Source organism: Rhizobium sp. P2_G9, assembly GCF_056403475.1.
Map to the genome: position 1 here is coordinate 53,075 of NZ_JBFUFK010000031.1, position 26,088 is coordinate 79,162.

Here is a 26,088-nt window from a genome sequence, read left to right on the forward strand (position 1 = left end):
AGGGACACTATCGATATTGCGACCAAAAACAATAAGAGGCTCGGCCAAAACGACAAGAGCCCACAGAATGCATTGGGAGGAAGAATGTCTGACGTTCAGAAACGCCGCGGCCTGCCGACGATCACCCGGGAAGAGGCGCTGGAATTCCATTCGCGCGGCAAGCCAGGGAAGCTCGAGGTCAATCCGACCAAGCCGATGGCAACGCAGCGCGACCTGTCGCTCGCCTATTCGCCTGGCGTCGCCGAGCCGGTGAAGGCGATCGCCGAGGACCCGGCAACGGCCTACGATTACACCGCCCGCGGCAATATGGTGGCGGTGATTTCCAACGGCACGGCGATCCTTGGGCTGGGCAATCTCGGCGCTTTGGCCTCCAAGCCTGTCATGGAGGGCAAGGCCGTGCTCTTCAAGCGCTTTGCCGATGTCGATTCGATCGACCTCGAAATAGATACCGAGGATGTCGACGCCTTCGTCAATTGCGTGCGCTATCTCGGGCCTTCCTTTGGCGGCATCAATCTCGAAGACATCAAGGCGCCGGACTGTTTCGTCATCGAAAGCCGGCTGCGTGAGATCATGGACATTCCGGTGTTCCATGACGACCAGCACGGCACGGCAATCATCGCCGCTGCCGGCCTGATCAATGCGCTCGACTTGACCGGCCGCGACATGAAGACCACGAAACTGGTCTGCAATGGTGCCGGTGCGGCGGCGATTGCCTGTATCGAGCTGATCAAGTCCATGGGCTTCAACCCGGAAAACGTCATTCTCTGCGACACCAAGGGCGTGGTCTACCAGGGCCGCACCGAGGGCATGAACCAGTGGAAATCGGCGCATGCGGCCAAGACCGATAACCGGACGCTGACGGAAGCGATGAAGGGTGCCGACGTTATCCTCGGCCTCTCCGCCAAGGGAGCGCTGTCGACGGAGATGATCGCCTCGATGGCGCCGAACCCGATCATCTTCGCCATGGCCAATCCGGATCCGGAAATCACGCCGGAAGAGGTCGCGCGCATCCGTGACGACGCGATCATGGCGACCGGCCGTTCGGACTATCCGAACCAGGTCAACAATGTGCTCGGCTTCCCCTATATTTTCCGCGGCGCGCTCGACGTGCGCGCCTCGACCATCAACGATGCAATGAAAATCGCCGCCGTGCAGGCGCTGGCCAATCTCGCCAAGGAGGATGTGCCCGACGATGTCGCCGCGGCCTATCAGGGCAACCGGCCGCGCTTCGGCGCCAACTACATCATCCCGGTGCCGTTCGATCCGCGGCTGATCTCGTCGATCCCCGTCGCCGTCGCCAGGGCAGCAATGGAATCGGGCGTCGCCCGCAAGCCGATCGCCAATCTGGAAGCCTATGCCCGCGAATTGCGTGGCCGGCGCGACCCGATCGCCTCGACGCTTCAGCGCATTTATGACCGTGTCCGGCGCATGCCGAAGCGCGTCGTCTTCGCCGAAGCCGAAGAAGAGCAGGTGATGCGGGCGGCTGTCGCCTATGTCAACCAGCAGCTCGGCACTGCGATCCTTGTCGGCCGCGACGACATTATCGAGGCCAATGCCGAACGCGCTGGCATCGACCTCAACCGGCCAGGCATCGAGCGGATCAATGCCCGCACATCGAAGCGCCGCGAAGCCTATATCGATTATCTCTATGCCCGGCTGCAGCGGAAGGGCTACCTGCATCGCGACGCCCAACGGCTGATCAACAACGATCGCAACCATTTCGCCGCCTGCATGGTGGCGCTCGGCGATGCCGACGCCATGGTCACCGGCGCGACCCGCAATTATTCGACCGCGCTGGAAGACGTGCGGCGCTGCATCGACGCCAAGCCGGGCCATCGCGTCATCGGCGTGTCGCTGGCGCTCTGCCGCGGTCGCAACGTGCTGGTGGCGGATACGGCCGTGCACGACATGCCGACCTCGGAAGAACTCGCCGACATCGCCGAGGAGGCGGCAAGCCTGGCGCGGAAATTCGGCTACGAGCCGCGCGTCGCCATGCTCGCCTATTCCACCTTCGGCCATCCGGAGGGCGAGCGCTCGGAACGCCTGCGCGAGGCGGTGAAAATCCTCGACAAGCGCCGGGTCGACTTTCAGTTCGACGGCGAAATGGCGGCCGACGTGGCACTCAATCCCCGGGTGATGGAGCAATATCCGTTCTGCCGGCTGAAAGGCCCCGCCAATGTCCTGGTCATGCCCGCCTTCCACTCCGCGTCGATTTCGACCAAGATGCTGCAGGAACTCGGCGGCTGTACGGTGATCGGTCCGCTGCTCGTCGGCCTCGACAAGCCGGTGCAGATCGTCTCGATCGGCGCCAAGGATTCCGACATCGTCAACATGGCGGCCATCGCAGCTTACAATGCGGGGACTTGACCCTGTCATCGCGGCTCAACGGCGCCGATTTCCGCGCCGTTGACTGCCTGTCGGCTTTCGCAAAAGCCCCAGCCGTTCTGAATAGTCCCAATTCGGGTTTCAGAGCGGCTCGGCATCCAATTCTCCCGATCTCCCGCTCACGGCGATGTGATTCCCTGTGCCGAAGACCTGAACTGTACCAGGCCGGGTTCTGTGCGAAAACGTCGGTCGTCGCCGAGCCATGCTCGGCCGGACAGGGCAGGAGAGAGTTCGATGACCCGTTTTCTGACGATCAAGGCCGGAATGGTTTTCTTGGGCGTGGCTTTTACCGCGACAAGCCTTGGCACTGCAGTCGCTGCACCGACCAATATCCGCGTGCGCGGCACGATCATCAGCTATGATGGCACGACGCTGACGGTGAAGACGCGCGAAGGCACGACCGCGAAGATCGCGCTTGAAAACGGCTGGAAGGTGTCGAGCGTCGCCAAGGCCTCGATCACCGATATCAAGGCCGGCGATTTCCTCGGCATCGCCTCCGTCCCGAAGGCGGAAGGTAGCGACAACGCATTGGAAGTCGTGATTTTCCCACCGGCCCTGAAGGGCACCGGCGAGGGCAGCCGCCCATGGGACGCCAAGCCCAACAGTTCCATGACCAATGCGACGGTCGCCAAGTCGGTCACATCGGTGGACGGCAAGACGGTCACTTTGACCTATCAGGGCAAGGAGAAGAAGATTTCCATCCCCGAGGGCGTGCCGGTCGTGACCTTTGCCACGGCAACGAAAGACGACCTGAAGCCGGGTGCTGTGGTTTTCGTGCCTTCGAAGAAGGCGGATGACGGGTCGATTTCCAGCGAGCGCGTCGTCGTCAGCACCAAGGGCGTCGTGCCGCCGATGTGAGCCGCAGGACTCGACGCTTCCGAGCCGCCGGCCAAACCGGCGGTTGATCTGCGGTGCGCGATGACGATTTTCACATTGTCGCGCAGACTTGTATTTGCGTCATTGCTTTGATTTCATTCAGCCGTTCGGTCCCGCGGGCACCTGCCGCTCTGCACCGGCATGTCCATTCCCCACATTCATGGCGTTGCCTGGGCTGCGGCCGCGTGTCATCTCATGGTCAATGCGATCATCTGACTCACACAGATGAAATCCCGCACTGACCCGAGGAGCCAGGCCATGTCCGCCACTGTCACCGATACCCGCAGCTGGGATTTTCTGGAGCACAGCTATTGGTACGTGCCGACGCCCTATCTGGCCGCTTACGCGCTTCTCAACGGCAATACGGATACGCCGCAGACCGTGCCGCTCGTCGACCAGACGCTCTGGCACATCACCAAGGTGGCTGACGGTTATGTGTTCGGCGAAGTGGCCACCGATCTCGGCAAGGGCTGGGTCTATTCGACGCTGGTCGGCTCGATCACGCCTGACGGCTCCGTTTCCTTCAGCTTCACCCAGCAAGGCTCGGACGCCGATATCACCATCGGCCGGGGTGAGATGGTCAGGCAAGGCGGGCAGTGGCTCTTCGAAATGCAGATGACCAGCGGCACCGGCTCAAGCAGCGTTTCGCACTGGGCCTATATGGCGGAGGCGGTGCCGGGTGATCGGGCGTCCACCATGTTGCCGGGCTATACCGGCACCGATATCGCTGCCGCTTTCGACGACAACACGACCAATGATGGTGGCGCTTCCAAGCCGCAGCGCATCGTCATGGGCACGGACAGTGCGGACGACATCCACAAGCTGGCTTCGGCCGCCGGTGTCCTGATCTATGGCGAAGGCGGCAATGACAGGCTGACCGGCGGCGGCAAGACCGACGGCCTGGTCGGCGGCACCGGCAACGACCAGCTCGCCGGCCGGGGCGCCGCGGACGATCTCTACGGCCAGGATGGCAATGATGTCCTGCGCGGCGGTTCGGGCGCGGATCTCCTATCCGGCGGTTCCGGTCGCGACAGGCTCGTCGGTGGCGCGGGCGACGATTTTCTCACGGGTGGCGCCGGCCGCGATATCCTGATCGGTGGTGCCGGGCGCGACACATTCTTCTTCGACGATATCCATGACAGCGCCGTGCATGGGCCGGATGTCATTGCCGATTTCAGCGCGGCCGATCACGACCGCATCGGCTTTGGCCGAATCGACGCCGATACGGCGACCACGACGGATGACGCCTTCTATTTCATCGGCACGGATGCCTTCAGCGGCAAAGCCGGCGAATTGCGCTATGCGATAAACGCGCACGGAGTCACCACCGTCTCTGCCGATCTTGATGGCGATGGTCAGGCCGATTGCGTCGTGAGCGTGAGTGGGCAGCATCACTTCACGCAGTCCGATTTCATGCTGTAGTTTTTTCGAACAGTGGTCCTCGAAGAGCCCCGCGCAAGACTTTGGTCGCATTCTCTGGTGGATACGGAGGGTTGCGATGGGTTTCAGGGTCATCAGCGGCGGTCTTGACAAATCAGGCGGCGGCCGGTCGCTCTCTAAATCGGATGTCCAGGCGGAAGCGGCCCGCCGCATTCGGGAATCGGGATATGAACGCTGGCGAGCCCGCAATCTCGTCACAGGCGAACCGATCCCGAAAGCATTGCAATATCTCAAGATCCAGATCGCCTGGGTCGCCGACACGCTGGCCGGGCTTGATCCAATCCCGACCGATTACGCCGACGACAAATACTGGCCCCGAGAGCGACTGGACTGACTACGGCTGTTCCTTCATGTCCGGTGTCGGTCCGCGCTCGTCATTATCTTCGAGGTCGGTCTTGACGACATAAGGGTCGCGATTTTCCCGCACGGCCTCGGCCAATGCGTCGGATCGGGTCAATTCATCCGGATCGGGTTCGGGCTGCTTTCGGCCCTTCAACGCGCTGTCAGTGATGGGACCGAGCACATTGTCGGCCCCGATGTCGAGGCCTTTGCTGTCTTTCCGCTTGTCTTGCATGGTCTTACCTACGGGTGCGGGCTGACTTTGAACATCGGCGAAGCCGGTTCGACCTTTTTGGTGACGGGGTCGATGCACAGCTGGTTTTCGGCACCCTCGACAGGCTGCGAAAAACTGGTGCGTGGCTCGTCCATGCCGGCTTGTCCGTCAAGCGGGTTGGAGGCAGTCATCTCACGCGGCGGATCGGCGTCGGGCGTGTGATACTCATGGCCCATGGCGTTGTGGCCACCATGCGGATCACTGGGCGAGGCGCCGCTGCGGCGCATGTCGCCGTTCGGGTCGGTGGCAGGATTGCGAATGCCGCCCTTCATCATCGGTGTCCATTCCGCATCCAGCGGCTGGCCGGGAGCGTCCTGTTCGATATTCTCATGCCCGCCGAGCGGATTGGTGGAATGGGCGACATCGCGCCCATCGTCTATGCGGGAATTGTTCATCGCAAACTTCTCCTCTCGCCCGTTGCGTGCAATTGGCGTTGTTCGGAGACGGATTGTCTCTGATTCAGTCAATACCAGACGGGCAGGCTGCCGGGCAGAATGGTGCTGGGATCGCCGTCCAGCTCGGATGACGTGAGCAGTCGCTGCCAGAGTGTCGGAGCTGGAGCCTCGATCTCGTCAGATACGGGAACATCATAGACCGGTCCCGTACGAGGCCAGCTTTCACGCGCTCCGAGGGGGTGAGTCGGATGGGATTCGTGGAGCGAATCGTGCACGGCATTCCTCCTTGGTGCTTCCGTTGACTAACGGCCGAACGCGGCGACGGTTCCGCGACGGGCTCCTCCGGTAAAGAAATCAGAGATAAACGACGAAGTCGTCAATTAGATGACGGCGCTGGCGCCGATCTGTGAATCAGGGGGAAAAATAAACGGACGTGCCGGCGACAGGAATGGTGATGAGGTACGGCAGGTTGCTATCGCGCCAGTACGTAGAGGCGATCGAGCAACCCCTTCCAGAAAGCCTCGTTCATCTCGCCTTTGCCGAACAGGATGCGATACATGATCGGCGCGATCACGTGGTCGATGACATCTTGCACGTCGTAGGATTTTTCGCCGCGTGCCCGCGCGCGGTCGAGAATAACCTGCAGGTGGTCATAGGTATAGGTGCAGTATTGACCGGGTTGCGCCGCGTCGAGCGAATTGGCGAACAGGTCGAGCAACAGCGTCTTGCCGGTCTCGGTGGAGAATTCCTCGGCATATTGCTCGACATAGGCGGCAAGATCGGCCTTCAGGCTGCCCGAATCCGCGGGGTCGGCGACTGGCCTTAGCCGCTCCATGGCGACATCGGCAAAAAGCTCGGAAAGATCGCCCCAGCGGCGGTAGATGGTCGATGGCGTCACGCCCGCGCGTGCGGCGATCATCGGCACGGTCAGTTCCGTGCGCTCGGCCTCGGCCTGCAGCTCTTTCACCGCCTTGTGCACCTCCGCCTGGATTCGGGCGCTCCTGCCGCCCACGCGGAACCTTTCCTTGACTGCCACTTCGGTCTCCTGATGCTGCACCAAAAGTCTTGCGGGCTTAACGCAAAATATTTGCATTAAGCCGCGAAATGCACTACATGAATTAACGCAACGATTTAGCTTTAAGGATGGGATTGCCCCATGTCTAGCGAAAACGCACTCAATGTAGGTGATCGGCGCAGGTTTTCACCCTCGGGATCGGTACTCTATGGCGCGATCGCCGCGGCGCTGTTTGCCGCCAGTTCCAGCGCAGCGACGCCAGTTTATCGCCTTTACCAGGAGATCTACGGCCTCACGCCTGTGATGCTGATGATGATCTTTTCGGCCTATGCCTTCATGCTGCTGGCGGCTTTGCTGACGGTCGGCTCGCTGTCGGACTATATCGGCCGCAAGCCGGTCATCTTCCTCGCCCTGGTGATCAATGTGCTCGCCATGCTCGCCTTCATCAGAGCCGGATCGGCTGAGATGCTGATCCTGGCGCGAGGCCTGCAGGGTTTTGCCACGGGTGCGGCGACCACGACGCTCGGTGCGGCCATTCTCGACGTCGACCGCAAGCGCGGGCCGTTGCTCAACAGCACGACGGCCTTTGTCGGCCTCACTGTCGGTGCCGTTCTCTCCGGCGCTCTCGTGGCTTATGCGCCGCTGCCCCTGGAACTGGCATTTGCCGTGTTGCTTGCGGTGACAGCTATTCTGCTGATCCTGCTGCCCTGGCTGCCGGAAACCTCGGCGGGCAAGTCGGGCGCCTTCGCTTCGCTGGCGCCACATGTCAGCGTTCCGGCGCAGGCACGGCGGATGCTGATCAAGATCACACCCGTCAGTGTCGCCGCCTGGGCGCTGGGTGGCTTCTATTTCTCGCTGATGCCGTCGCTGGTGCGGGTCGCCACGGGCATGACGTCGCCGCTGATCGGCGGCCTGGTCGTCGCGGTGCTGACCTCGACCGGCGCGGTCACCGTGTTTGCGCTGCGCAACCGGCCGGGACTCAGCATCCTGACGATCGGCACATGGTCGGTCATATCAGGCGTCGCCATCACGCTGGCCGGTGTCCACCTTCATCTCGCCTCGGTGATGATGGCCGGCGCGCTGGTGACCGGCGTCGGTTTCGGCGCGAGCTTCTCCGGCGCGCTGCGCACCATATTGCCGCTGGCGCATGCCGATGAACGGGCAGGCCTGCTCTCGGCTTACTATCTCCAGAGCTATCTCGCCTTCAGCCTGCCGGCCATCGCCATCGGTTTGGTCATCCCGCAACTGGGTCTGGCGAACGCGGCCTATATCTATGGCTCCGTGGTCATCGCATTGGCCCTGGTGTCGCTGCTCGCGACCCGTGCGGCGCGTCCCGAATTGTCGAACGCCTAGGTCTGAATAATATGTAAATGACAGGTGGCCGGTTATGCTTTCCGGCCCCTTAACGATCGCAGGCTATCGGCTCTAAAGTTTGCGGGCGTTGTCGATTGCCTGCCGCATATATTCGAGCATCAGTTCACGCTCGAAGCGGCGGAAGCCTTTGAACAGCGCCTGGTCGGCCTCCTGGGCCGCAGCCATCGCCTGTTCTTCGATGGCGCGGCCTTTCTCGGTGAGGAAATTGCGGATCGCCCGCTTGTCTGTCGGGTGCGGTTCTCTGCGGATCAGGCCGTCGCGCTCCATGCGGGCGAGCGTGTTGGCGAGCGTCGCCTGCTCGATTTCCAGCCGGTCGAGGATCTCTCGCTGGGTGAGCCCGTCCTCGCGCCAGAGTTCGATCAGCACTGGAAACTGGCCGGGAGAGAAACCGATATCGGCGGCGCGCGACAGGAGCGAACGCGAAAACCCCTTGGCAAGCAGGCTTGCGAGATAGGTCGCCGAATCCGAAAGATTGTAGGTCATCGCGATAGTAAAGCCGGATAATTTCAACCGCACAACAAAAATCGCATACGATGTAGTCTCTGCCGAAGACTGTATTCTTCTGGGACAGGCCACGCCTGCGCCGGCGAATTCTTAGCAAGTCCGATTTTGCGAAATTGTGACACTGTCCCAGGCTGAAACGAAAAAAGCCGTCCTGGCGAGGGGGCCAGAACGGCTTAAGCGCAAGGGGCGGACAAAGGCCCGGAGAGGGGGGAAGGGCCTTTGTCCGTCAAACCTGGCAAGGCGGGGGACGGGCCAATGTAGCCAGGTTGAAGGTGATCTTCATAATCACCACGACTGTCATTTGCGTGGTCAAATGCGGCAATTCAAGGGAAGCCCCGATTACAAATTGGTAATGTCTGCGACAGCCGAATTGCGATGCGGAGAATCGGCGGCGATGCCGCGGAGATGTGGCCTGCACGTCACGTCGATCGCATCGAGGATCAGCACCTCTGACGGCCTCGCCCTGCCGGGGCGCAGGCCAGATCCGCGCGCAGAATCTGCCCGCCACTGAGCGAAGGGACCGGCTGCCGCGCTTTCGAGGCTCTCGTCCGGATGGGGAATAGTTCAATCACTTAGCAGGGTAAATAACGCCCTTGCGCAGAATGATATTGCCGTAGAGCCTCGGCTCCGAGGTCTGCACGATCGTGTGCGCGGCTCGCACACGGGTGTAAAAATCGGCGGGCGCGAGCGGCACGACAGTGCGTTCCGGCTCCCATTTGCGGCAGATATTGACCATCTCCTGATGCACGGGGTCGAGCAGCGCCATGTCGCCGCGCACCGTGGCGCGAAAAATCCCGTGCTCGACGAAATCGTCGATCGGCATCAGCGACAGGATGGCGTCGAGCAGGCGGATGACGCCATGACCATCGGCGCGCACCAGCCGCCGCGCATGTTCGAGGCCAGGATAATTGCCGTCGACGAGCGCGATCTCATCGCCATGGCCCATGGCCCTCAATGTGGCAAGTAAATCGGGACCGAGAACGGGATCGATACCTCTGAGCATCAGGCCATATCCTTGAAAAGTACGCTTTGATCGATGTGATAACGTGAGAAGAGTGGCAGGCTGGCGGCGCCGACGGCGCGCGCTGCCGATCCGACCAGCCCCTCCTCGACCACCGGTGGGGCGATGCCCTGCAGGTCGAGCTTGGCAAGTTCGGTTTTGGTGGCCTGAACAATGGCCGAGCGCACCGATGCGGCAAAGCCGCCGTCGATGACCACAGCCTCGAAATCGATCACTGAACAGACGGTGACGATAGCGAAGGCGAGCGCTTCCGCCGTTTCCCTGATCCATCGCGCCTTCGTCGTGCCGAACTCGTCCCATTGTTCCGGCGTCAGCCAGATCGACGATGGGTCCTTGCCGTCATCGATCAACATTTTTTCAAGCAGCACCACGGAAGCATGGTCGATAAGCTGGCTGGGCCGGCTTTTATGCGCGCCGAACGGCATCGAGCCGAACGCCCCGGCATTGCCCGTCCGTCCCGGATAGAGCGCGTGATTGAGCACCACGCCGCCGCCGATGAACGATCCGAGGAAGAAATAGGCGAAATCGGCAAACCGCGGCCCGTGGCCGAAGGCGAGCTCGGCGGCGCAGGCGGCTGTGGCGTCGTTCTGCAGGAAGATCGGCAGGTGCAGCTTGCGCGCCAGCATGTCGGCGATGTCGGCGTCACGCCAAGCGTCCATGTCCTCCTTCGGCGCGCCCATCGCCTCGACCCAGTTCCACAGCTGGAAGGGTAGCGCCACGCCGAGGCCGGCGATCTTGCGTCGGTCCTCGGGCTTCATCGAGAGCAGAATTGTTTCGACGCCGCGCTGTGCAAAGGCGAGGATCGCCGCCGGCGTCGGGTAGCGATAGGCCTCGTGCAACTGGCTGCGGACGCCGCCGACAAAATCCATCAGCACGAGATCGGCGCTGCGCCGGCCGATCTTCAGCCCGAGCGAAAACACGCCGTTCGGATTGAGGCTCATGGGAATCGAGGGCTGGCCGACGCGGCCGCGCTGCGGCGCGCCCCGCGCGAGCATCCCTTCCTTCTCCAGCGAACGCATGATCACCGACACGGTCTGGGCCGAGAGCCCGGTCCTGCGGGCGATCTCCGCCTTCGACAGGCTGCCATGGCGGCGCACCAGCGACAGCACCAGCCGCTCGTTATAGGCACGCACACGCGTCTGGTTGGCGCCGCCCATCGGGTCGACGACCACCGTTATCACTTCCTGTTCATCGGTCAGGCCGAAGGTCGCCATGCCCCATTCTCCTCCCGGGCACTGCTACACCAAGTCCCCGGAAGCATGCCATATCCGATTAATAAATCAACTCGATTTATTTATTGACAGCATTTTTGTTTGATGCTTATTTAGGCTCGGCAGATCGCATGGGGCCGGAGGAGCTTTCTCAACGCCTGCCAATGTGCGAACCGCTTGCTATGGCGGCGGGTTGGCCCGCTGCCTTGTTTTGTTCCTTGGGAGGAAATCATGAAGACATCTTTGATTGCCGCAACCATCGGCGCGCTGGCGCTCGGTGTTGCTTTCGCCGGCAGTGCCAATGCAGCCGGTGTCGCCGCCTGCCTGATCACCAAGACCGATACCAATCCCTTCTTCGTCAAGATGAAGGAAGGCGCGACCGCCAAGGCAAAGGAACTCGGCGTCGACCTCAAGACCTATGCCGGCAAGATCGACGGCGACAATGACAGCCAGGTCGCCGCTATCGAATCCTGCATCGCCGATGGCGCCAAGGGCATCCTGATCACCGCCTCCGACACCAAGGCCATCGTCGGCCCGGTCAAGAAGGCCCGCGACGCCGGCGTCCTGGTGATTGCGCTCGACACGCCGCTCGATCCGGCCGATGCCGCCGACGCCACCTTCGCCACCGACAACCTGCTCGCCGGCAAGCTGATTGGCGAATGGGCCAAGGCGACCATGGGCGACAAGGCGAAGGACGCCAAGGTCGGCTTCCTCGACCTGACCCCGTCGCAGCCGACCGTCGACGTTCTGCGCGACCAGGGCTTCATGATGGGCTTCGGCATCGACGTGAAGGATCCCAACAAGATCGGCGACGAAGACGATGCGCGCATCGTCGGTCATGACGTCACCAACGGCAATGAAGAAGGCGGCCGCAAGGCGATGGAAAACCTTCTGCAGAAGGATTCCGACATCAACGTCATCCACACCATCAACGAACCGGCCGCTGTCGGCGCCTACCAGGCGCTCAAGGCTGTCGGCAAGGAAGGCGATGTGTTGATCGTCTCCGTCGACGGCGGTTGCCCCGGCGTCAAGTCGGTGCAGGAAGGCCAGATCGGCGCCACCTCGCAGCAATATCCGCTGCTGATGGCCTCGCTCGGCATCGAAGCGATCGCCAAATATGCCAAGGATGGCACCAAGCCGCAGCCGACCCCCGGCAAGGCGTTCTTCGACACCGGTGTGTCGCTGGTGACCGACAAGCCGGCCGCCGGCGTGCCGTCGATCAGTGTCAAGGAAGGCCTGGCCAAGTGCTGGGGTTGATCCCCTAAGTCTTTCGGTTCACTATGGTTCCCGGGGAGCATGGCTCTCCGGGAACGGTAAATCTACCGGCCTCGCGGCCGGGCCCTTGGGAGGGAGCGGCAATGGCCAGCATCCAGGAATTCGAGAAGGTTCTCGACAAGAGCGACACCACAGTCGCCGCATTTGAAGACCGCTCGTTCTTACGAAAAATCCAGCATTTCCTGCATTCGACACCATCGGCCGTGCCGCTGATCGTGCTGATTGCCTCGATCATAATCTTTGGCGCCTCCATCGGCGGAAAGTTCTTTTCCGCCTATACGCTCACTCTGGTCCTGCAGCAGATCGCTGTCGTCGGTATTCTCGGCGCTGCACAGACGCTGGTGATCCTGACCGCCGGCATCGACCTGTCGATCGGCGTGGTGATGGTCATCTCCGCAGTGGTCATGGGCAATTGCGCACTGACATATGGGATGCCGAGCGGCATAGCGATCATTGTCGGCCTCATAGTCGGCGCTCTCTGTGGCTTCCTCAACGGCTTTCTCGTCTCCAAGCTCAAGCTGCCGCCTTTCATCGTGACCCTCGGTACCTGGGACATCGTGATGGCGACGAACTTCATTTATTCCGCCAACGAGACACTGCGCGATTCCGATATCGAATCCGTGGCGCCCTTCCTGCAGTTCTTCGGCGAGAGCTTCAAAGTGGGCAAGGCGGTGCTGACGCTTGGCGTCGTCTTCATGGTGCTCCTGGTTTTCGTGCTCTGGTACGCGCTCAACCACACCGCCTGGGGCCGTCACCTCTATGCCGTCGGCGACGATCCGGAGGCGGCAAAACTTTCCGGTATCCGTACCGACCGCGTGCTGCTCGGCACGTATACGCTGGCTGGCCTGATCGCCGCCCTGGCTGCCTGGGTCTCGATTGGCCGCAACGGCTCGATCTCGCCGTCCTCGGCGGTGACGGACTATAACCTGCAGGCGATCACCGCGACGGTGATCGGGGGCATATCGCTGTTCGGCGGCCGCGGGTCGATCCTCGGAACATTGATCGGTGCCATGATCGTCGGTGTTGTCTCCATGGGTCTCAACATGCTCGGTGCCGACCCGCAGTGGAAAGTTTTCCTGACTGGCGTGCTGATCATCGCCGCCGTCGCAGTCGACCAATGGATCAGAAAGGTAGCCGCGTGATGGCCAACGAGGATCCCATTCTCACCGCACGCGGATTGGTCAAGCGCTATGGCCGCGTCACCGCCCTCGACAATGCCGATTTCGACCTCTATCGCGGCGAAATCCTCGCCGTGATCGGCGACAACGGCGCCGGCAAGTCTTCGCTGATCAAGGCGATTTCCGGCGCTGTCCATCCCGACGCCGGCGAAATCCGCCTCGATGGCCAGCCGGTCAGCTTCGCCTCGCCGATGGAGGCGCGCGATGCCGGCATCGAGACGGTGTACCAGAACCTTGCTCTGTCGCCGGCGCTGTCGATTGCCGACAACATGTTCCTCGGTCGAGAGTTGCGCAAACCGGGAGCGCTCGGTTCCGTTTTTCGCATGCTCGACCGGAAGCGGATGGAGAAAGTCGCCCGCGACAAACTGACTGAACTCGGCCTGATGACCATCCAGAACATCAACCAGGCGGTGGAAACGCTCTCGGGTGGCCAGCGTCAGGGTGTGGCGGTGGCACGCGCGGCGGCCTTCGGCTCGAAACTGGTGATCATGGACGAACCGACGGCGGCACTGGGCGTCAAGGAATCGCGCAAGGTGCTCGAGCTCATCCTCGACGTCCGTTCGCGTGGCCTGCCGATCGTCTTGATTTCCCACAACATGCCGCATGTGTTCGAGGTTGCTGACCGCATCCACATTCACCGGCTGGGAAAACGCCTCTGCGTCATCAATCCCAAGGATTTCACCATGTCCGACGCCGTCGCCCTGATGACCGGCGCCAAGGCTCCGCCGCCGGAGACCATGGCGGCCTGAACAGATTCCTCCGAGTGAACCGACTGCCGGCGGGTGGCAACATCCGCCGGCTTTTTCGTCTGTGAACGCACTTTCCGCCTCCCGGGGCCAGCAGATCATGGACGCGTGTGGACCTTTGTCGAGTGCCCAACGGAACCGAACGGCGAAAATCCGATTTCTCTGCATTGCCCCGCTCGTGTCGTGACGATAGGGACATGACGATATCTCGAAAGGACCACCCATGACCTCGCTCACCATCCGCCGCCCCGACGACTGGCATCTGCACCTGCGTGATGGCGATATGCTCAAGGCAGTCCTGCCCTACACGTCCCGGCATTTCGCCCGCGCCATCATCATGCCCAATCTCGTGCCGCCGGTAGTGACGACAGCGGATGCGGCGGCCTATCGCGAGCGGATCATCGCCTGCCTGCTCGAAGGCCACACATTCGAGCCGCTGATGACGCTCTATCTCACCGAAGGCAGCAATCCCGACGACATCGAAGCGGGCGCCAGGTCCGGCCTTATCAAGGCCGTGAAGCTTTACCCTGCCGGCGCCACAACGAATTCGGCCTCCGGCGTCCGCAATTTCGAAAACGCCATGCCGGTGCTGGAGCGGATGGCGAAGGTCGGCCTGCCGCTCTGTGTCCATGGCGAAGTGACGAGTTCCGATGTCGACATTTTTGACCGCGAGGCGGTGTTCATCGACACAGTGCTCGACCCGATCCGCAAGCGCCTGCCGGAACTCCGCGTGACCATGGAACATGTCACCACGTCTGATGGTGTTGACTACATCAGGGAGTCTTCGAAAAACCTTGCGGGAACGATCACCACGCATCATCTGATCATCAACCGCAATGCCATCCTCGCCGGCGGCATCCGTCCGCATTACTATTGTCTTCCGGTCGCCAAGCGTGAAAGCCATCGCCTGGCGCTCAGGCAGGCGGCGACATCGGGCGACAAGAGGTTTTTCCTCGGCACGGACTCCGCGCCGCATGTCGATCCGCTCAAGGAATGTGCCTGCGGCTGCGCCGGCTGTTTCACGGCTCTCAACACGCTCTCCTGCCTTGCTCATGTGTTCGAGCAGGACGACGCGCTCGACAGGCTGGAAGCCTTCTTGTCGCTGAACGGACCCGCCTGGTATGGCCTGCCGGTGAACGAGGAGCGCATCACGCTCACGAAAAAGAAAGAAGCCGTGGCCTATCCCCCGAAGATCGAGACTGCGGCCGGGCCGGTGACGGTGTTCGATCCGATGTTCGAGCTGTTCTGGGACGTCGAATAGCGGCGGCGCTCAAGCGCTCTCGATATCGGTGAGCAGGAAATCGCTGCCTTTGAAAAGCAGCGGCAGCTTGTGATGCTTTGCGCAGGCATAGGCGAAACAATCGGCGAAATTCAGCGCTGCCGGATGTCTTCCTTTGCCGTAGCGGCGAAACGCTTCGAGCGAAATCGTAGTCGTCTCCGGTTCGACTGGAACCACGACAATGCCCATCAGCGATAGAAATTTCATCACTATTTCTTCTGCTGTCTCATCTGTGACTCCGACAAGACGTGGCAAATTGACTGCGGTTTCCCATATCGCCAAGGGGGAGGTAACGCGCACTTCGGCAGATTGCAGCCGCGTGAACAAGTCTTCTGCTTCCCTCTCGGCCGCGATCATGGCGCACAGCGCGGAAGCATCGATGAACATGGATCAATCGCGCTCGTACAGGCTGTCGATATACGCCTTGTCGACAGGCTGAATCTTCTCCGGATCGCCCATAGCCTTGACCTTGCGCGCGAAAGCCATGCCAATCTCCACCAGAGACGGCGAGGCGCCTTCACGCTCCAGTTCGTGGCGAAGAGCTTGCCGGATAACTTCGGTCTTTGTGGTCTTCCGCAATTCCGCCAGCTGCCCGGCGATCAGTGCAACTTCCGGATCTTTCACATAAAGGGCCATGGTATATCCTCGTGCCTGCAGGTGGATATACCTTGTTTCCGTCGTGGTTGCCACTTATTTACGCTTAGGACTTAATAATCTCGATCGCCAGCGCGTGCAGCCCTTCGTCGAATGCGAAGGCGAGCGTTGCGTTGACAGCGCGGTGCGCAGCGACCCGGTTCAGTCCGACAAGCGTGTCGGCCGTGATGCGGATGCGGAAATGGGTTTGTCCGGTGGCGGCAGCCTCCGGGTTATGGCCGGCATGCAGCCGGCTTTCGTTGACGACTTCGAGGAAGGAAGGCTCGAAGGCGTCGGTGAGTGCGGAATGGATCTTGTCCTGGAGGGTCATCGGTGTTGACTGCCAAAACCCCCACAAAGACAAGAACATTCCGATTTGTCAATTCTTGATGAGAATGCTGGCGGATCGCATAATGGAAGGCATGAAACTCGATTCAAAATATTTCGATTCCATCCGTACGAAGAAGCGGAAAGGGGCGCGCGTCGAAGAGCCGCCGTCCAAGCCGCTCTGTCAGTGGGATGGCTGTGAAAAGCCTGGTGTCCATCGCGCTCCCGTCGGCCGCAATGCCGAGGGGCAGTACCTGCTGTTCTGCTTCGAGCACGTGAAGGAATACAATAAGGGCTACAATTATTTCTCCGGCCTGTCGGACACGGACGTCGCCCGCTACCAGAAGGAAGCGGTCACCGGAGATCGTCCGACCTGGAGCATGGGCGTCAACAAGAACGCCAAGTGGTCGCCGACGATGAATCAGGCGCGCGCCAGTGCCGCCAAGATGCGCGATCCCTTCGGCTTCGCCAGTTGGCGCCTCAATGGCGGCCGCTACGAGGGCACCCGGGAACGCAAGCTCAAATCGCTGGAAACCAAGGCTTTCGACACGCTCGGACTGGCCGCCAATGCCACCGCCAACGACATCAAGTCGCGCTACAAGGAACTGGTGAAAAAACACCACCCTGACGCAAATGGGGGCGATCGCGGCTCGGAAGAGCGCTTCCGCGAAGTCATCCAGGCCTATCAACTGCTGAAACAGGCTGGCTTTCTCTGAAAATGGACGTGTGAAGGCGCTGTTCGCCTTGAACATCGCCGGATGTGGCGATAGGACAGTGCGGCTAATGATACGGGCGACTCCCAATCGCCCGTGCTGGAGATATGATGAGCAAGATAGACGTTGATATTGTGAAGCTTCCCGACACCAGCATTTCCGTCCGAGAGGCCTTCGGCATCGATTCCGACATTCGCGTTCCCGCCTATTCCGAAGCCGATGCGCATGTCCCCGACCTCGATCCGGATTACCTCTTTGATCGCGACACCACGCTCGCCATTCTTGCAGGCTTTGCTCATAACCGACGGGTCATGGTCTCCGGCTATCACGGCACCGGCAAATCGACACATATCGAACAAGTTGCCGCCCGCCTCAACTGGCCCTGCGTCCGCGTCAATCTCGATAGCCATGTCAGCCGTATCGATCTTGTCGGCAAGGACGCGATCGTGCTGAAAGACGGCAAGCAGATCACCGAATTCAAGGACGGCATCCTGCCCTGGGCCTATCAGCACAATGTCGCGCTGGTCTTCGACGAATATGATGCCGGACGGCCGGACGTGATGTTCGTCATTCAGCGCGTGCTGGAATCCTCCGGCCGCCTGACGCTGCTCGACCAGAGCCGCGTCATCCGCCCGCATCCCGCTTTCCGCATCTTCGCCACGGCCAACACTGTCGGCCTGGGCGACACGACCGGCCTCTATCACGGCACGCAGCAGATCAACCAGGCGCAGATGGACCGCTGGTCGATCGTCACGACGCTGAACTATCTGCCGTTCGAACACGAAGTCGGCATCGTCTCGGCCAAGGTCAAGGCGATTTCCGAGCGCGACAAGGGCCGCGACACGATCGCCAAGATGGTGCGTGTCGCCGAACTGACCCGCGCCGCCTTCATCAACGGCGATCTCTCGACTGTCATGAGCCCGCGCACGGTGATCACCTGGGCGGAAAACGCCTCGATCTTCGGCGATATCGCCTTCGCCTTCCGCGTCACCTTCCTCAACAAGTGCGACGATCTGGAGCGGACGCTGGTGGCTGAACAGTATCAGCGCGTCTTCGGCGTCGAGCTTAAGGAAAGCGCCGCCAATCTGGTGCTCGGCGTCTAAGACCCCGGAGGCAGGCCATGGCAGGACCAGGCGACAATTCCAGACCTAAGCCGGGGGCGCCCGTCGACCTCGAGCCGTTCCGCCGCGCCGTCACGGGCTGTATCCGCTCGATGGCCGAAAGTCCGGAGGTCGAAGTCAGCTTCGCCAATGATCGTCCCGGCGTCGCGGGCGACCGCTTCCGCCTGCCGGAACTTTCCAAGAAGCCGACGGCGACCGAACTGGCAATTGTCCGCGGTATCGGCGATTCCATGGCACTGCGGAAAGCCTGCCACGACGAGCGGCTGCACACGCAGTTTGCCCCTCAGGGCCAGGATGCGCGCGCCATCTATGACGCGGTCGAGCAGGCGCGCGTCGAGGCGCTGGGCGCAAGCCGCATGGCGGGCGTGGCCAGCAACCTCAACTCGATGCTGGCGGACAAATATTCCAAGTCGAATTTTCGCGCCGTGTCGCAGCGCCAGGAAGCGCCGATCGAGGAGGCGATGTCGCTCCTCGTGCGCGAGGCTCTGACTGGCGAACGGCCGCCGGAAAGCGCCGGCCAGGTGCTCGATCTCTGGCGGCAGTTTTTCACCGACACCGCCAGCAGGGAAGTCGGTGGCCTGAAGGATGTCATGGCCGACCAGGAGGCATTCGCAAGGCTGGTCCGCAGCATGCTCGCCTCCATGCATCTCGCCGAGGACATCAGCGACGAAGGCGATGATTCCGAAGACAGCGAAGGCACTTCGGAAGAAGAGCAGCCCCGCAGCCAGGAAGAGAACGAGGACGCTTCCGACCAGGACGAGGGCACCGAGGAAGCTCCGGCCGAGGAAAACGAGGCCGCCGACGAACAGATGGAAGACGGCGAGACCGACGGCGCCGAAATTTCGGAAGACGACCTCGTCGATGATGGCGATGAAGATTCCGAGACGCCCGGCGAGGTCAAGCGGCCGAACAACCCGCTCTCCGACATCAACGAGAAAGTCGACTACCACGTCTACACCCAGGAGTTCGACGAGGAAATTTCCGCCGACGAACTCTGCGATGAAGCCGAACTCGACCGGCTGCGCGCTTTTCTCGACAAGCAGCTCGCCCATCTGCAGGGCGCGGTTGGCCGCCTCGCCAACAAGCTGCAGCGGCGGCTGATGGCGCAGCAGAACCGCTCCTGGGATTTCGACCTCGAAGAGGGCTATCTCGACACCGCCCGTCTCGTGCGCCTGGTGATCGACCCGATGCAGCCGCTTTCCTTCAAGATGGAGCGCGACACGAAATTCCGCGACACGGTCGTGTCGCTGGTCATCGACAATTCCGGCTCGATGCGCGGCCGGCCGATCACGGTCGCCGCCACCTGCGCCGACATTCTTGCCCGCACGCTGGAGCGCTGCGGTGTCAAGGTCGAGATCCTCGGCTTCACCACCAAGGCCTGGAAGGGCGGCCAGTCGCGTGAAAAATGGCTGGCAGGCGGCAAGCCTCCGGCGCCCGGCCGGCTCAACGACCTGCGTCATATCGTCTACAAATCGGCCGATGCGCCCTGGCGGCGTGCCAAGCGCAATCTCGGCCTGATGATGCGCGAAGGGCTGCTCAAGGAAAATATCGACGGCGAAGCGCTGATCTGGGCGCACAACCGCCTGCTCGGCCGCTCGGAGCAGCGCCGCATCCTGATGATGATTTCGGACGGCGCGCCGGTCGACGATTCGACGCTGTCGGTCAATCCGGGCAACTATCTGGAACGGCACCTGCGCGCGGTGATCGAAGAGATCGAGACCAAGTCGCCGGTCGAACTGCTGGCGATCGGCATCGGCCACGATGTGACGCGCTATTATCGCAAGGCCGTGACGATCATCGATGCCGACGAACTCGCCGGCGCGATGACGGAGCAACTGGCGGCTTTGTTTGCCGAGGAACCGGAAGCAGGCGAAAGCCGCGGCCGCAGTCGCAAGCGCGCGTAATTTTGCCGATGAGACGCCGCCTGCGGCGACGGGCGGGCTTTCACAATCCCTGCGGTTGATCTAATTCCGAACCTGACAGGACGTACCGTTGCGGACGTCGACATGTTGGGGCAATCCATGCGGAAATTGTTGGGAGGTATCGCCGATGCTTTTGCCGACCGCAATTTTCGCATTTATTCGATCGGCTCGATCATATCCTGGATCACCTATTTCATCCAGGCGATCGCCTTCTCCTGGACGACCTGGGAGGTCACGCATTCGACGACGTGGCTGGCCGTCGTCTCCCTGCTCACGGTCATCGCTACCGTCATATTCATTCCCATCGGCGGCGTTCTCGCCGATCGCTATGACCGTTTCCGCATGGTGATGACGGCTTATGCCTTCGACGCCATGAAGACATCCGTGCTGGCGATTCTCGCCTTCACCGGCCATCTCGGCCTTGTCGCCATTTGCGTCAGCGCTTTTCTTCATGGACTGATCCACAGCTTCAGCATTCCCGCTTCCTATGGAATGATGCCGCGCTTCGTCTCGCGCGACCGGCTGGCGGCGGCAATCGGAGTCAATTCGGCCTATACGCAATTTGCGATTTTCGCCGGCCCGGCCGTGGCCGGCTGGATCCTGGTGCATTGGGGCGTCGCTGCCGCATTCACCACCAACGTTGTCGGCTACGGAATTTATTTCAGCACGGCTGCGCTTTTGCGCACGCCGCCGGAATACAGGCAGTCCAAGGCGCCGCCGAAATCCATCCGCCAGGATATTTTTGAAGGCGCACGCTATATTTTTGCCCATAGAGGCCTGTCTGCCCTGATGCTGCTCGTGCTGACCGGGGACGCGATATCCATGGCGGTCTACCAGCTGATGCCGGCCTTTTCCGACCTCATCCTGAAAAAGGGCGTTGCGGGCGTCTCGATCCTCTATGGTGCAGCCGGACTGGGCGCGACATTCGCGGCCCTCTGGCTGGCGCAGGGCGGGGCAGGGCGCGCCACGCCGCAACGGGTTCTTTGGGCTTTCCTCGGGGCTGCGACTTCAATTTGCCTTCTTGCAGGTTCAGTCGGCTTGGCGATTGCGGTGATTGCCAAGCTGCTGTTCGGATTTTTCGGCGAAACGCGCCGGACCGCGACAGTGTCGATCCTGCAGTCGTCGATCGATGACGCCCAGAGGGGACGGGTCATGTCCACGCAGTTTCTTTTCACCCAGATCGCGGGTGGCCTTGGCACGGTTGCCGTCGGAATTGTCGCCCAAGGCGCGGGCTTGCGAATTCCGATGGCGGTCGCTGCGCTGACGCTGGTGGTGGTCTGGCTTGGCGTCATGCGGCGGCGCAAACAGATTTCAGACGCTTTCACTGCCACCGGCGGGTCAGTCGCATAGATAATGAGAGGGACGTTTTCCTTGGCATCGAGAAAAATCTGGTCGCTGGTCGCCTTCCTGCCTTTCCTGGCCTTCGGCATCGCCTTTCCCGTCGCCTTCGGCGGCCAGCCGGTTAAGGTCGATGGACAGCCGATCCCGGTGATCGCCATGCGGATTCCCGAATTCAAGCGCGGCGAGGGGCCTGTCTTCGGCAAGCTCGAATATGTCAGCGGTCTCGTGCTCGCCACCAAGAATGGCGAAATGGGCGCGGTCTCCACCATCCGGCTGCTCGATGGTGGCACGAAATTCATTTCGGTCATGGATACCGGCCATTGGGCGACGGGCACGATCGAGCGAGACACGGACGGCAAGCTCACCGGCATCAGCGACTATCGCATCACCATGCTGAAGGATCCGACCGGCCGCGGCGAGCACGACAAGGACAATCTCGACTCCGAGAGCCTGGCGATGGACAAGAACCATCTCTACGTCGGCTTCGAGGGCTATAGCCGTATCAACACCTATCCCTATCCCGGCTTCGAGCAGTCGATGCCGACCGATGTCCAATTGCCGATCCTGCCGCCCGGCGTGCGGTTGAAGCACAATGGCGGCATGGAGTGCATCTTGAAAACCCCGGACAAGGGGCCGCTTAAAGGCGCGCTGATGTTCGTCGCCGAGAGGAGCTATAACAAGCAGGGCAATTTCATCGCCGGCGTCCAATCCGGACCGATGAAGGGCAGCTTCTATGTCGAGCGCAAGCCGCCGTTCGACGTCACCGACGGCGTCTTCCTCGAAGACGGCAGCTTCCTGCTGCTGGAACGCAGCTTTGGCCTGATGCACGGCTTTGGCATGCGTATCCGCAAATTCTCCGAGAACGACATCAAGCCGGGCGCGACGATCAAGGGTGAGACGCTGCTGCAGGCCAATTTCTCCTACCAGATCGATAATATGGAAGGCATCGACGCCTATAAGGCGGCGGATGGCTCGACACATCTCATCCTCGTCTCCGACGACAATCATTCGCTGCTCGAACGGAACCTGATGCTGGAATTCAAGCTGCTGCCGTAAAATTTGATTCCGCGCTGCGGCAAAAATCGGTTAAGTTCAGCCAAGACACGCAGATACAGGCGAATTCGTCGCATTTGCTATGATTCAGTAACATTGCGTTGATACACTGTCGTCTCCTGCGCTGGGGCGGCGCATTGTGAACAATTCGGGGCGATCTTCATGAACCAATACGATCTCATCGTCATCGGCAGCGGTCCGGCAGGGCGGCGCGGCGCTATTCAGGCTGCGAAACTCGGCAAGAAAGTGCTCGTCATCGAAAAGGGCAAGCGCGTCGGTGGCGTTTCGGTTCATACCGGCACCATTCCGTCCAAGACGCTCCGCGAGACCGCGCTCAATCTGACGGGCTGGCGTGAACGTGGCTTCTACGGCCGTGCCTACCGCGTCAAGCAGGAGATCAGCGCCGACGACCTGCGTCGCCGGTTGCTGATCACGCTCGACCATGAAGTCGAGGTGCTCGAGCATCAGTTCAGCCGCAACCGCGTTCACCATCTCCGCGGATTGGCACATTTCATCGACAGGAACACGGTCGAGGTCGAAAAGGAAGACGGCGAGGTCATGCGGGTCATGGGCACGTCGATCCTGCTTGCGATCGGCACCAAGCCTTTCCGGCCGACGAATATCCCCTTCGACGGCGAGAAGATCATCGACAGCGACGAACTTCTGGAAATCAAGGATATCCCGCGTTCCATGGTGGTGATCGGCGCCGGCGTCATCGGCATCGAATATGCCACCATCTACAGTGCGCTCGACACGGCGGTGACGGTGATCGAGCCGCGTGCCACAATGCTCGATTTCATCGACCGCGAAATCCTCGACGACTTCACCTACCAGCTCCGCGACCGCAATATGAAGCTCCTGTTCGGCCAGGGCGCCGAGCATGTCGAGCGCGAGCCGAATGGCAAGTGCAAGGTCACGTTGACCAATGGTCGCTCGATCACTGCCGACATGGTGCTCTATTGCGCCGGCCGCAGTGGCGCGACTGCCTCGCTGAAGCTGGAAAATGTCGGTCTGACACCCGATTCGCGCGGCCGCCTCAAGGTCAATCCGGAAACGTTTCAGACGGATGTGCCGAATATCTATGCGGCAGGCGATATCGTCGGCTTCCCGAGCCTGGCGTCGACGAGCATGGAGCAGGGCCGCATCGCTGCCCGGCACTCCGTCGGGGCGCCGACCTCCGAGCCGCCGCAATTCTTCCCCTATGGCATTTATGCCGTGCCGGAAATCTCTACCTGCGGTCTCACCGAGGAAGAGGTCAAGGATCGGCACATTCCTTATGAGTGCGGCATTGCCCGCTTCCGCGAGACCTCGCGCGGCCATATCATGGGCCTCGACTCGGGCATGCTGAAGATGATCTTCTCGCTCAAGACCCGCCGCCTGCTCGGCGTTCACATCGTCGGCGAGGGCGCCACCGAACTGATCCACATCGGCCAGGCGGTGCTCAACCTCAAGGGCACGGTGGATTATTTCGTCGAAAACACCTTCAACTACCCGACGCTTGCCGAAGCCTACAAGATCGCCGGCCTCGACGCCTGGAACCGCATGGGCGAGGCCCATGGCAATGAGGACGAGGAAGAGCACGATCATCTGCACGCTCAGGCGGCGCAGTAAAGACACGGCATAAAATCTTGCGTCGAAAAGCAGCGGCACTGCGATGTGCCGCTGCTTTTCTATCTTAAAGACGGCTTCTTATCATGCGCGGGCTTTGGTCGGCGTTGTGAATATGATGAAAGCGAACAGGATCATCGCGGCGAACACGATGACCGAGCCGATGCCGGTCATTGGCTCACCCCAGGACACATAGCCGAGCATCTTCCCGGCTAGACCCGGCGCCATGATCAACAGTCCGATCACTGCGAGTGCGAGATGAATGCGCGCCAGCACGCCCGCGCGCTCCGGATGGATGTTGTAGAACAGGCCAGCCAGGAACATCGTCACCCAGCCAAGCAGGTTGATATGCGCATGCACCGGTGCCAGCGTGAAGTCTTCATGCCCCCCCATCCAAAGGCCGAGAGACATCCCGACTATGGCGAAAAGCACGGCGAAGCATAAGAAAGCCTTAGAAACCATATTCCCCCTCCAAGTTGCCATAAGCAAACGGAATATAGTTTTGCTTCGTTGTGCGAACATGACGTGAATGACAGATGTTTACATGTGCATGTTTACTCTGTGACGTTTTCTAGCCCGGAAAACCAGCCATCCGTCAGCCGGAACGTGTCTCGAAAGAGCGTGGCTACCATTAGGAAGTGACAAAAAGCCGAAACGCGCATATTGTCGCTGCCGGGGGAAAATCGCTTGGGTAATGAATAAAGCGTCGTGATGCCGCGTCTTGTCGCCAGCGGTCCAGTTTCCGCTGTCCAGGGGCTGACTTAGCGTTCACATCATTATTGGGGGATCCCATGAATTTTACCGATGCAGTCAAATCTGTTCTGACCGCCAACTACGCCAATTTCCAGGGCCGCGCCGGGCGCAGCGAGTTCTGGTGGTACTTCCTGTTCGTCGTCATCGCGTCCATCGTGTTGAACCTGGTGGATAGTCTGATATTCAGGCATATTATTGGTACGCCGATCCTCGGACCGCTTTTCTCCTTGGCGACGATCATTCCGGGCATCGCAGTCAGCGTCCGTCGTCTGCACGACAAGGACAAATCCGGCTGGTTCATCCTGCTGGCATTCATCCCAATCATCGGTGCGATCATCCTGCTCGTCTGGTATGCGACTGAAGGCACTCCGGGCGCGAACCGCTTCGGCCCGCCGGCCGCCCGAAGCTTCCAGGCAGCGTAATGCGCAAATCGGCGCCGGGCTTTCCGGCGCCTTTTTCTACCTGTCGCAGTCCTGCTCATGCGGTGCCGGCCGAGGCTGCTGGGTGAGAATGGCAATGACATCGATGAAAATGCGCAAAATGGCGTCGAACATGGCCTGTCTCCTTTCCTGTCAGCAGATTGGACACCCTTTGCGCATCGCGCTCAAACGAGTATAACGTCACCTTCACATGACTTGAGGTTATGGATAAAGCGTCGTGATGCCGAGTCTTGTGTCAGCGGTCCAGTTTCCGCTGTCCAGGGGCTGACTTAGCGTTCACATCATTGTTGGGGGATTCCGTGGACTTTACCGATGCAGTCAAATCTGTTCTGACGACGAACTATGCCAATTTCCAGGGCCGCGCCGGTCGCGGTGAATTCTGGCGGTATATGCTGTTTGTCGTCATTGCCTACGTTGTCTTGTCTCTGATCGACAAGCTGATTTTCGTCCACATCATCGGTGTACCGATTCTTGCGCCGCTTTTTGTGCTGGCGGTTCTTATTCCGAACATTGCCGTCCAGGTCCGCCGCTTGCATGATAATGACAAATCCGGCTGGTTCATTTTCATCAGCCTCATTCCGTTGATTGGTACAATCATCTTGCTCGCATGGTTTGTGGGCGAGGGCACCCCGGGTGCTAACCGCTTCGGCCCGCCTGCCGCCTGAGATCTCCGGGCAGAGCAATTGAAATCGGCGCCGGGTTTCCCGGCGCCCATTTCATATCCGTTTCTCACAGTCGCGCTCATGCAGTGCCGGCCGTGGCTGCAGCGTGAGAATGGCAATGACGTCGATATAAATGCGCAAAATGGCATCGAACATGGCCTGTCTCCTTTCTGATGCTGTGATTAGACACCCTTTGCGCGTCG

The 26,088-nt window shown here is 60.9% G+C and carries 27 protein-coding genes; 17 read left to right on the plus strand and 10 right to left on the minus strand.

From position 1 onward, the window contains the following. Positions 1-84 precede the first annotated feature (84 nt). From AC1DYF_RS24065 to AC1DYF_RS24080, 4 genes are all read left to right on the plus strand, one after another. Complete coding sequence (locus tag AC1DYF_RS24065) at positions 85-2,367, plus strand: NADP-dependent malic enzyme (RefSeq protein ID WP_477879296.1); 2,283 nt, start codon at positions 85-87, stop codon at positions 2,365-2,367. A 252-nt stretch (positions 2,368-2,619) separates the two neighbouring features. Beyond that, the gene (locus AC1DYF_RS24070; protein WP_477879297.1) at positions 2,620-3,243 is read left to right on the plus strand and encodes a hypothetical protein; all 624 of its coding nucleotides are present in this window, start codon (positions 2,620-2,622) and stop codon (positions 3,241-3,243) included. A 276-nt stretch (positions 3,244-3,519) separates the two neighbouring features. Further along, the gene (locus AC1DYF_RS24075; RefSeq protein WP_477879298.1) at positions 3,520-4,683 is read left to right on the plus strand and encodes a calcium-binding protein; all 1,164 of its coding nucleotides are present in this window, start codon (positions 3,520-3,522) and stop codon (positions 4,681-4,683) included. A 76-nt stretch (positions 4,684-4,759) separates the two neighbouring features. Next, positions 4,760-5,035, plus strand: a complete 276-nt coding sequence (locus AC1DYF_RS24080; RefSeq protein ID WP_477879299.1) for a hypothetical protein — start codon at positions 4,760-4,762, stop codon at positions 5,033-5,035. Here the strand turns inward: AC1DYF_RS24080 and AC1DYF_RS24085 are convergent, their stop codons facing one another. The 3 genes from AC1DYF_RS24085 to AC1DYF_RS24095 form a co-directional block, all read right to left on the minus strand. Next, entirely contained in the window at positions 5,036-5,275 is a 240-nt protein-coding gene (locus AC1DYF_RS24085) for a hypothetical protein (RefSeq protein WP_477879300.1), read from the minus strand. Between the two features lie 8 nt (positions 5,276-5,283). Beyond that, on the minus strand, positions 5,284-5,709 hold the full coding sequence (locus AC1DYF_RS24090) for a hypothetical protein (protein WP_477879301.1): 426 nt from the start codon (positions 5,707-5,709) through the stop codon (positions 5,284-5,286). A 472-nt stretch (positions 5,710-6,181) separates the two neighbouring features. Then, positions 6,182-6,745 carry a TetR/AcrR family transcriptional regulator gene (locus AC1DYF_RS24095; RefSeq protein WP_477879302.1) on the minus strand — a complete coding sequence of 188 codons (564 nt, stop codon included), beginning with the start codon at positions 6,743-6,745 and terminating at the stop codon, positions 6,182-6,184. A gap of 120 nt (positions 6,746-6,865) precedes the next feature. On the opposite strand from AC1DYF_RS24095, the gene AC1DYF_RS24100 reads away from it, so the two are divergent. Beyond that, positions 6,866-8,077 (plus strand): MFS transporter, encoded by a 1,212-nt coding sequence (locus AC1DYF_RS24100; protein WP_477879303.1) that lies wholly within the window; start codon positions 6,866-6,868, stop codon positions 8,075-8,077. Positions 8,078-8,149: 72 nt separating this feature from the next. Here AC1DYF_RS24100 and AC1DYF_RS24105 read toward each other — a convergent pair whose 3' ends face one another. The 3 genes from AC1DYF_RS24105 to AC1DYF_RS24115 all read right to left on the minus strand — a co-directional run bounded on the left by AC1DYF_RS24105 (position 8,150) and on the right by AC1DYF_RS24115 (position 10,837). Next, positions 8,150-8,581 (minus strand): MarR family winged helix-turn-helix transcriptional regulator, encoded by a 432-nt coding sequence (locus AC1DYF_RS24105; RefSeq protein WP_477879304.1) that lies wholly within the window; start codon positions 8,579-8,581, stop codon positions 8,150-8,152. Between the two features lie 589 nt (positions 8,582-9,170). Next, complete coding sequence (locus AC1DYF_RS24110) at positions 9,171-9,605, minus strand: RbsD/FucU family protein (RefSeq protein ID WP_477879305.1); 435 nt, start codon at positions 9,603-9,605, stop codon at positions 9,171-9,173. Further along, positions 9,605-10,837, minus strand: coding sequence for an ROK family transcriptional regulator (locus AC1DYF_RS24115; RefSeq protein ID WP_477879306.1), 1,233 nt, complete (start codon positions 10,835-10,837; stop codon positions 9,605-9,607). The genes AC1DYF_RS24110 and AC1DYF_RS24115 overlap by 1 nt, the downstream gene beginning before the upstream one ends. Positions 10,838-11,065: 228 nt before the next feature. Between AC1DYF_RS24115 and AC1DYF_RS24120 the strand changes: the two genes are divergently transcribed. The 4 genes from AC1DYF_RS24120 to pyrC all read left to right on the plus strand — a co-directional run bounded on the left by AC1DYF_RS24120 (position 11,066) and on the right by pyrC (position 15,294). Next, on the plus strand, positions 11,066-12,091 hold the full coding sequence (locus AC1DYF_RS24120; RefSeq protein ID WP_477879307.1) for a substrate-binding domain-containing protein: 1,026 nt from the start codon (positions 11,066-11,068) through the stop codon (positions 12,089-12,091). Positions 12,092-12,192: 101 nt separating this feature from the next. After that, a complete protein-coding gene (locus AC1DYF_RS24125; protein WP_477879308.1) occupies positions 12,193-13,251 on the plus strand; it encodes an ABC transporter permease in 1,059 nt (352 codons plus the stop codon). Continuing rightward, entirely contained in the window at positions 13,227-14,036 is an 810-nt protein-coding gene (locus AC1DYF_RS24130) for an ATP-binding cassette domain-containing protein (RefSeq protein ID WP_477879309.1), read from the plus strand. The genes AC1DYF_RS24125 and AC1DYF_RS24130 overlap by 25 nt, the downstream gene beginning before the upstream one ends. 220 nt (positions 14,037-14,256) lie before the next feature. Continuing rightward, a complete protein-coding gene (gene pyrC, locus AC1DYF_RS24135) occupies positions 14,257-15,294 on the plus strand; it encodes a dihydroorotase (protein ID WP_477879310.1) in 1,038 nt (345 codons plus the stop codon). A gap of 9 nt (positions 15,295-15,303) precedes the next feature. Here the strand turns inward: pyrC and AC1DYF_RS24140 are convergent, their stop codons facing one another. From AC1DYF_RS24140 to AC1DYF_RS24150, 3 genes are all read right to left on the minus strand, one after another. Further along, positions 15,304-15,699: a type II toxin-antitoxin system VapC family toxin gene (locus AC1DYF_RS24140; protein ID WP_477879311.1), complete on the minus strand. Its 396-nt coding sequence runs from the start codon at positions 15,697-15,699 to the stop codon at positions 15,304-15,306. A 3-nt stretch (positions 15,700-15,702) separates the two neighbouring features. Continuing rightward, positions 15,703-15,948: a type II toxin-antitoxin system VapB family antitoxin gene (locus tag AC1DYF_RS24145; protein ID WP_477879312.1), complete on the minus strand. Its 246-nt coding sequence runs from the start codon at positions 15,946-15,948 to the stop codon at positions 15,703-15,705. Positions 15,949-16,012: 64 nt separating this feature from the next. After that, positions 16,013-16,276: a BolA family protein gene (locus AC1DYF_RS24150; protein WP_477879313.1), complete on the minus strand. Its 264-nt coding sequence runs from the start codon at positions 16,274-16,276 to the stop codon at positions 16,013-16,015. An 82-nt stretch (positions 16,277-16,358) separates the two neighbouring features. On the opposite strand from AC1DYF_RS24150, the gene AC1DYF_RS24155 reads away from it, so the two are divergent. The 6 genes from AC1DYF_RS24155 to sthA all read left to right on the plus strand — a co-directional run bounded on the left by AC1DYF_RS24155 (position 16,359) and on the right by sthA (position 24,033). After that, positions 16,359-16,988, plus strand: coding sequence for a J domain-containing protein (locus AC1DYF_RS24155; RefSeq protein WP_477879314.1), 630 nt, complete (start codon positions 16,359-16,361; stop codon positions 16,986-16,988). 107 nt (positions 16,989-17,095) lie between these two features. Continuing rightward, complete coding sequence (cobS, locus tag AC1DYF_RS24160; protein ID WP_477879315.1) at positions 17,096-18,088, plus strand: cobaltochelatase subunit CobS; 993 nt, start codon at positions 17,096-17,098, stop codon at positions 18,086-18,088. A 17-nt stretch (positions 18,089-18,105) separates the two neighbouring features. Next, positions 18,106-20,010: a cobaltochelatase subunit CobT gene (gene cobT / locus AC1DYF_RS24165; protein WP_477879316.1), complete on the plus strand. Its 1,905-nt coding sequence runs from the start codon at positions 18,106-18,108 to the stop codon at positions 20,008-20,010. A 117-nt stretch (positions 20,011-20,127) separates the two neighbouring features. Further along, positions 20,128-21,378, plus strand: coding sequence for an MFS transporter (locus tag AC1DYF_RS24170; protein WP_477879317.1), 1,251 nt, complete (start codon positions 20,128-20,130; stop codon positions 21,376-21,378). Between the two features lie 21 nt (positions 21,379-21,399). Beyond that, the gene (locus tag AC1DYF_RS24175; protein WP_477879318.1) at positions 21,400-22,425 is read left to right on the plus strand and encodes an esterase-like activity of phytase family protein; all 1,026 of its coding nucleotides are present in this window, start codon (positions 21,400-21,402) and stop codon (positions 22,423-22,425) included. Between the two features lie 159 nt (positions 22,426-22,584). Further along, entirely contained in the window at positions 22,585-24,033 is a 1,449-nt protein-coding gene (sthA, locus tag AC1DYF_RS24180) for a Si-specific NAD(P)(+) transhydrogenase (RefSeq protein WP_477879319.1), read from the plus strand. 81 nt (positions 24,034-24,114) lie between these two features. Here the strand turns inward: sthA and AC1DYF_RS24185 are convergent, their stop codons facing one another. After that, positions 24,115-24,492, minus strand: a complete 378-nt coding sequence (locus AC1DYF_RS24185; RefSeq protein ID WP_477879320.1) for a hypothetical protein — start codon at positions 24,490-24,492, stop codon at positions 24,115-24,117. A 329-nt stretch (positions 24,493-24,821) separates the two neighbouring features. On the opposite strand from AC1DYF_RS24185, the gene AC1DYF_RS24190 reads away from it, so the two are divergent. Both AC1DYF_RS24190 and AC1DYF_RS24195 read left to right on the plus strand, forming a co-directional pair. Then, a complete protein-coding gene (locus AC1DYF_RS24190; protein ID WP_477879321.1) occupies positions 24,822-25,205 on the plus strand; it encodes a DUF805 domain-containing protein in 384 nt (127 codons plus the stop codon). Between the two features lie 317 nt (positions 25,206-25,522). Continuing rightward, entirely contained in the window at positions 25,523-25,888 is a 366-nt protein-coding gene (locus AC1DYF_RS24195; protein WP_477879322.1) for a DUF805 domain-containing protein, read from the plus strand. Positions 25,889-26,088: the final 200 nt, after the last annotated feature.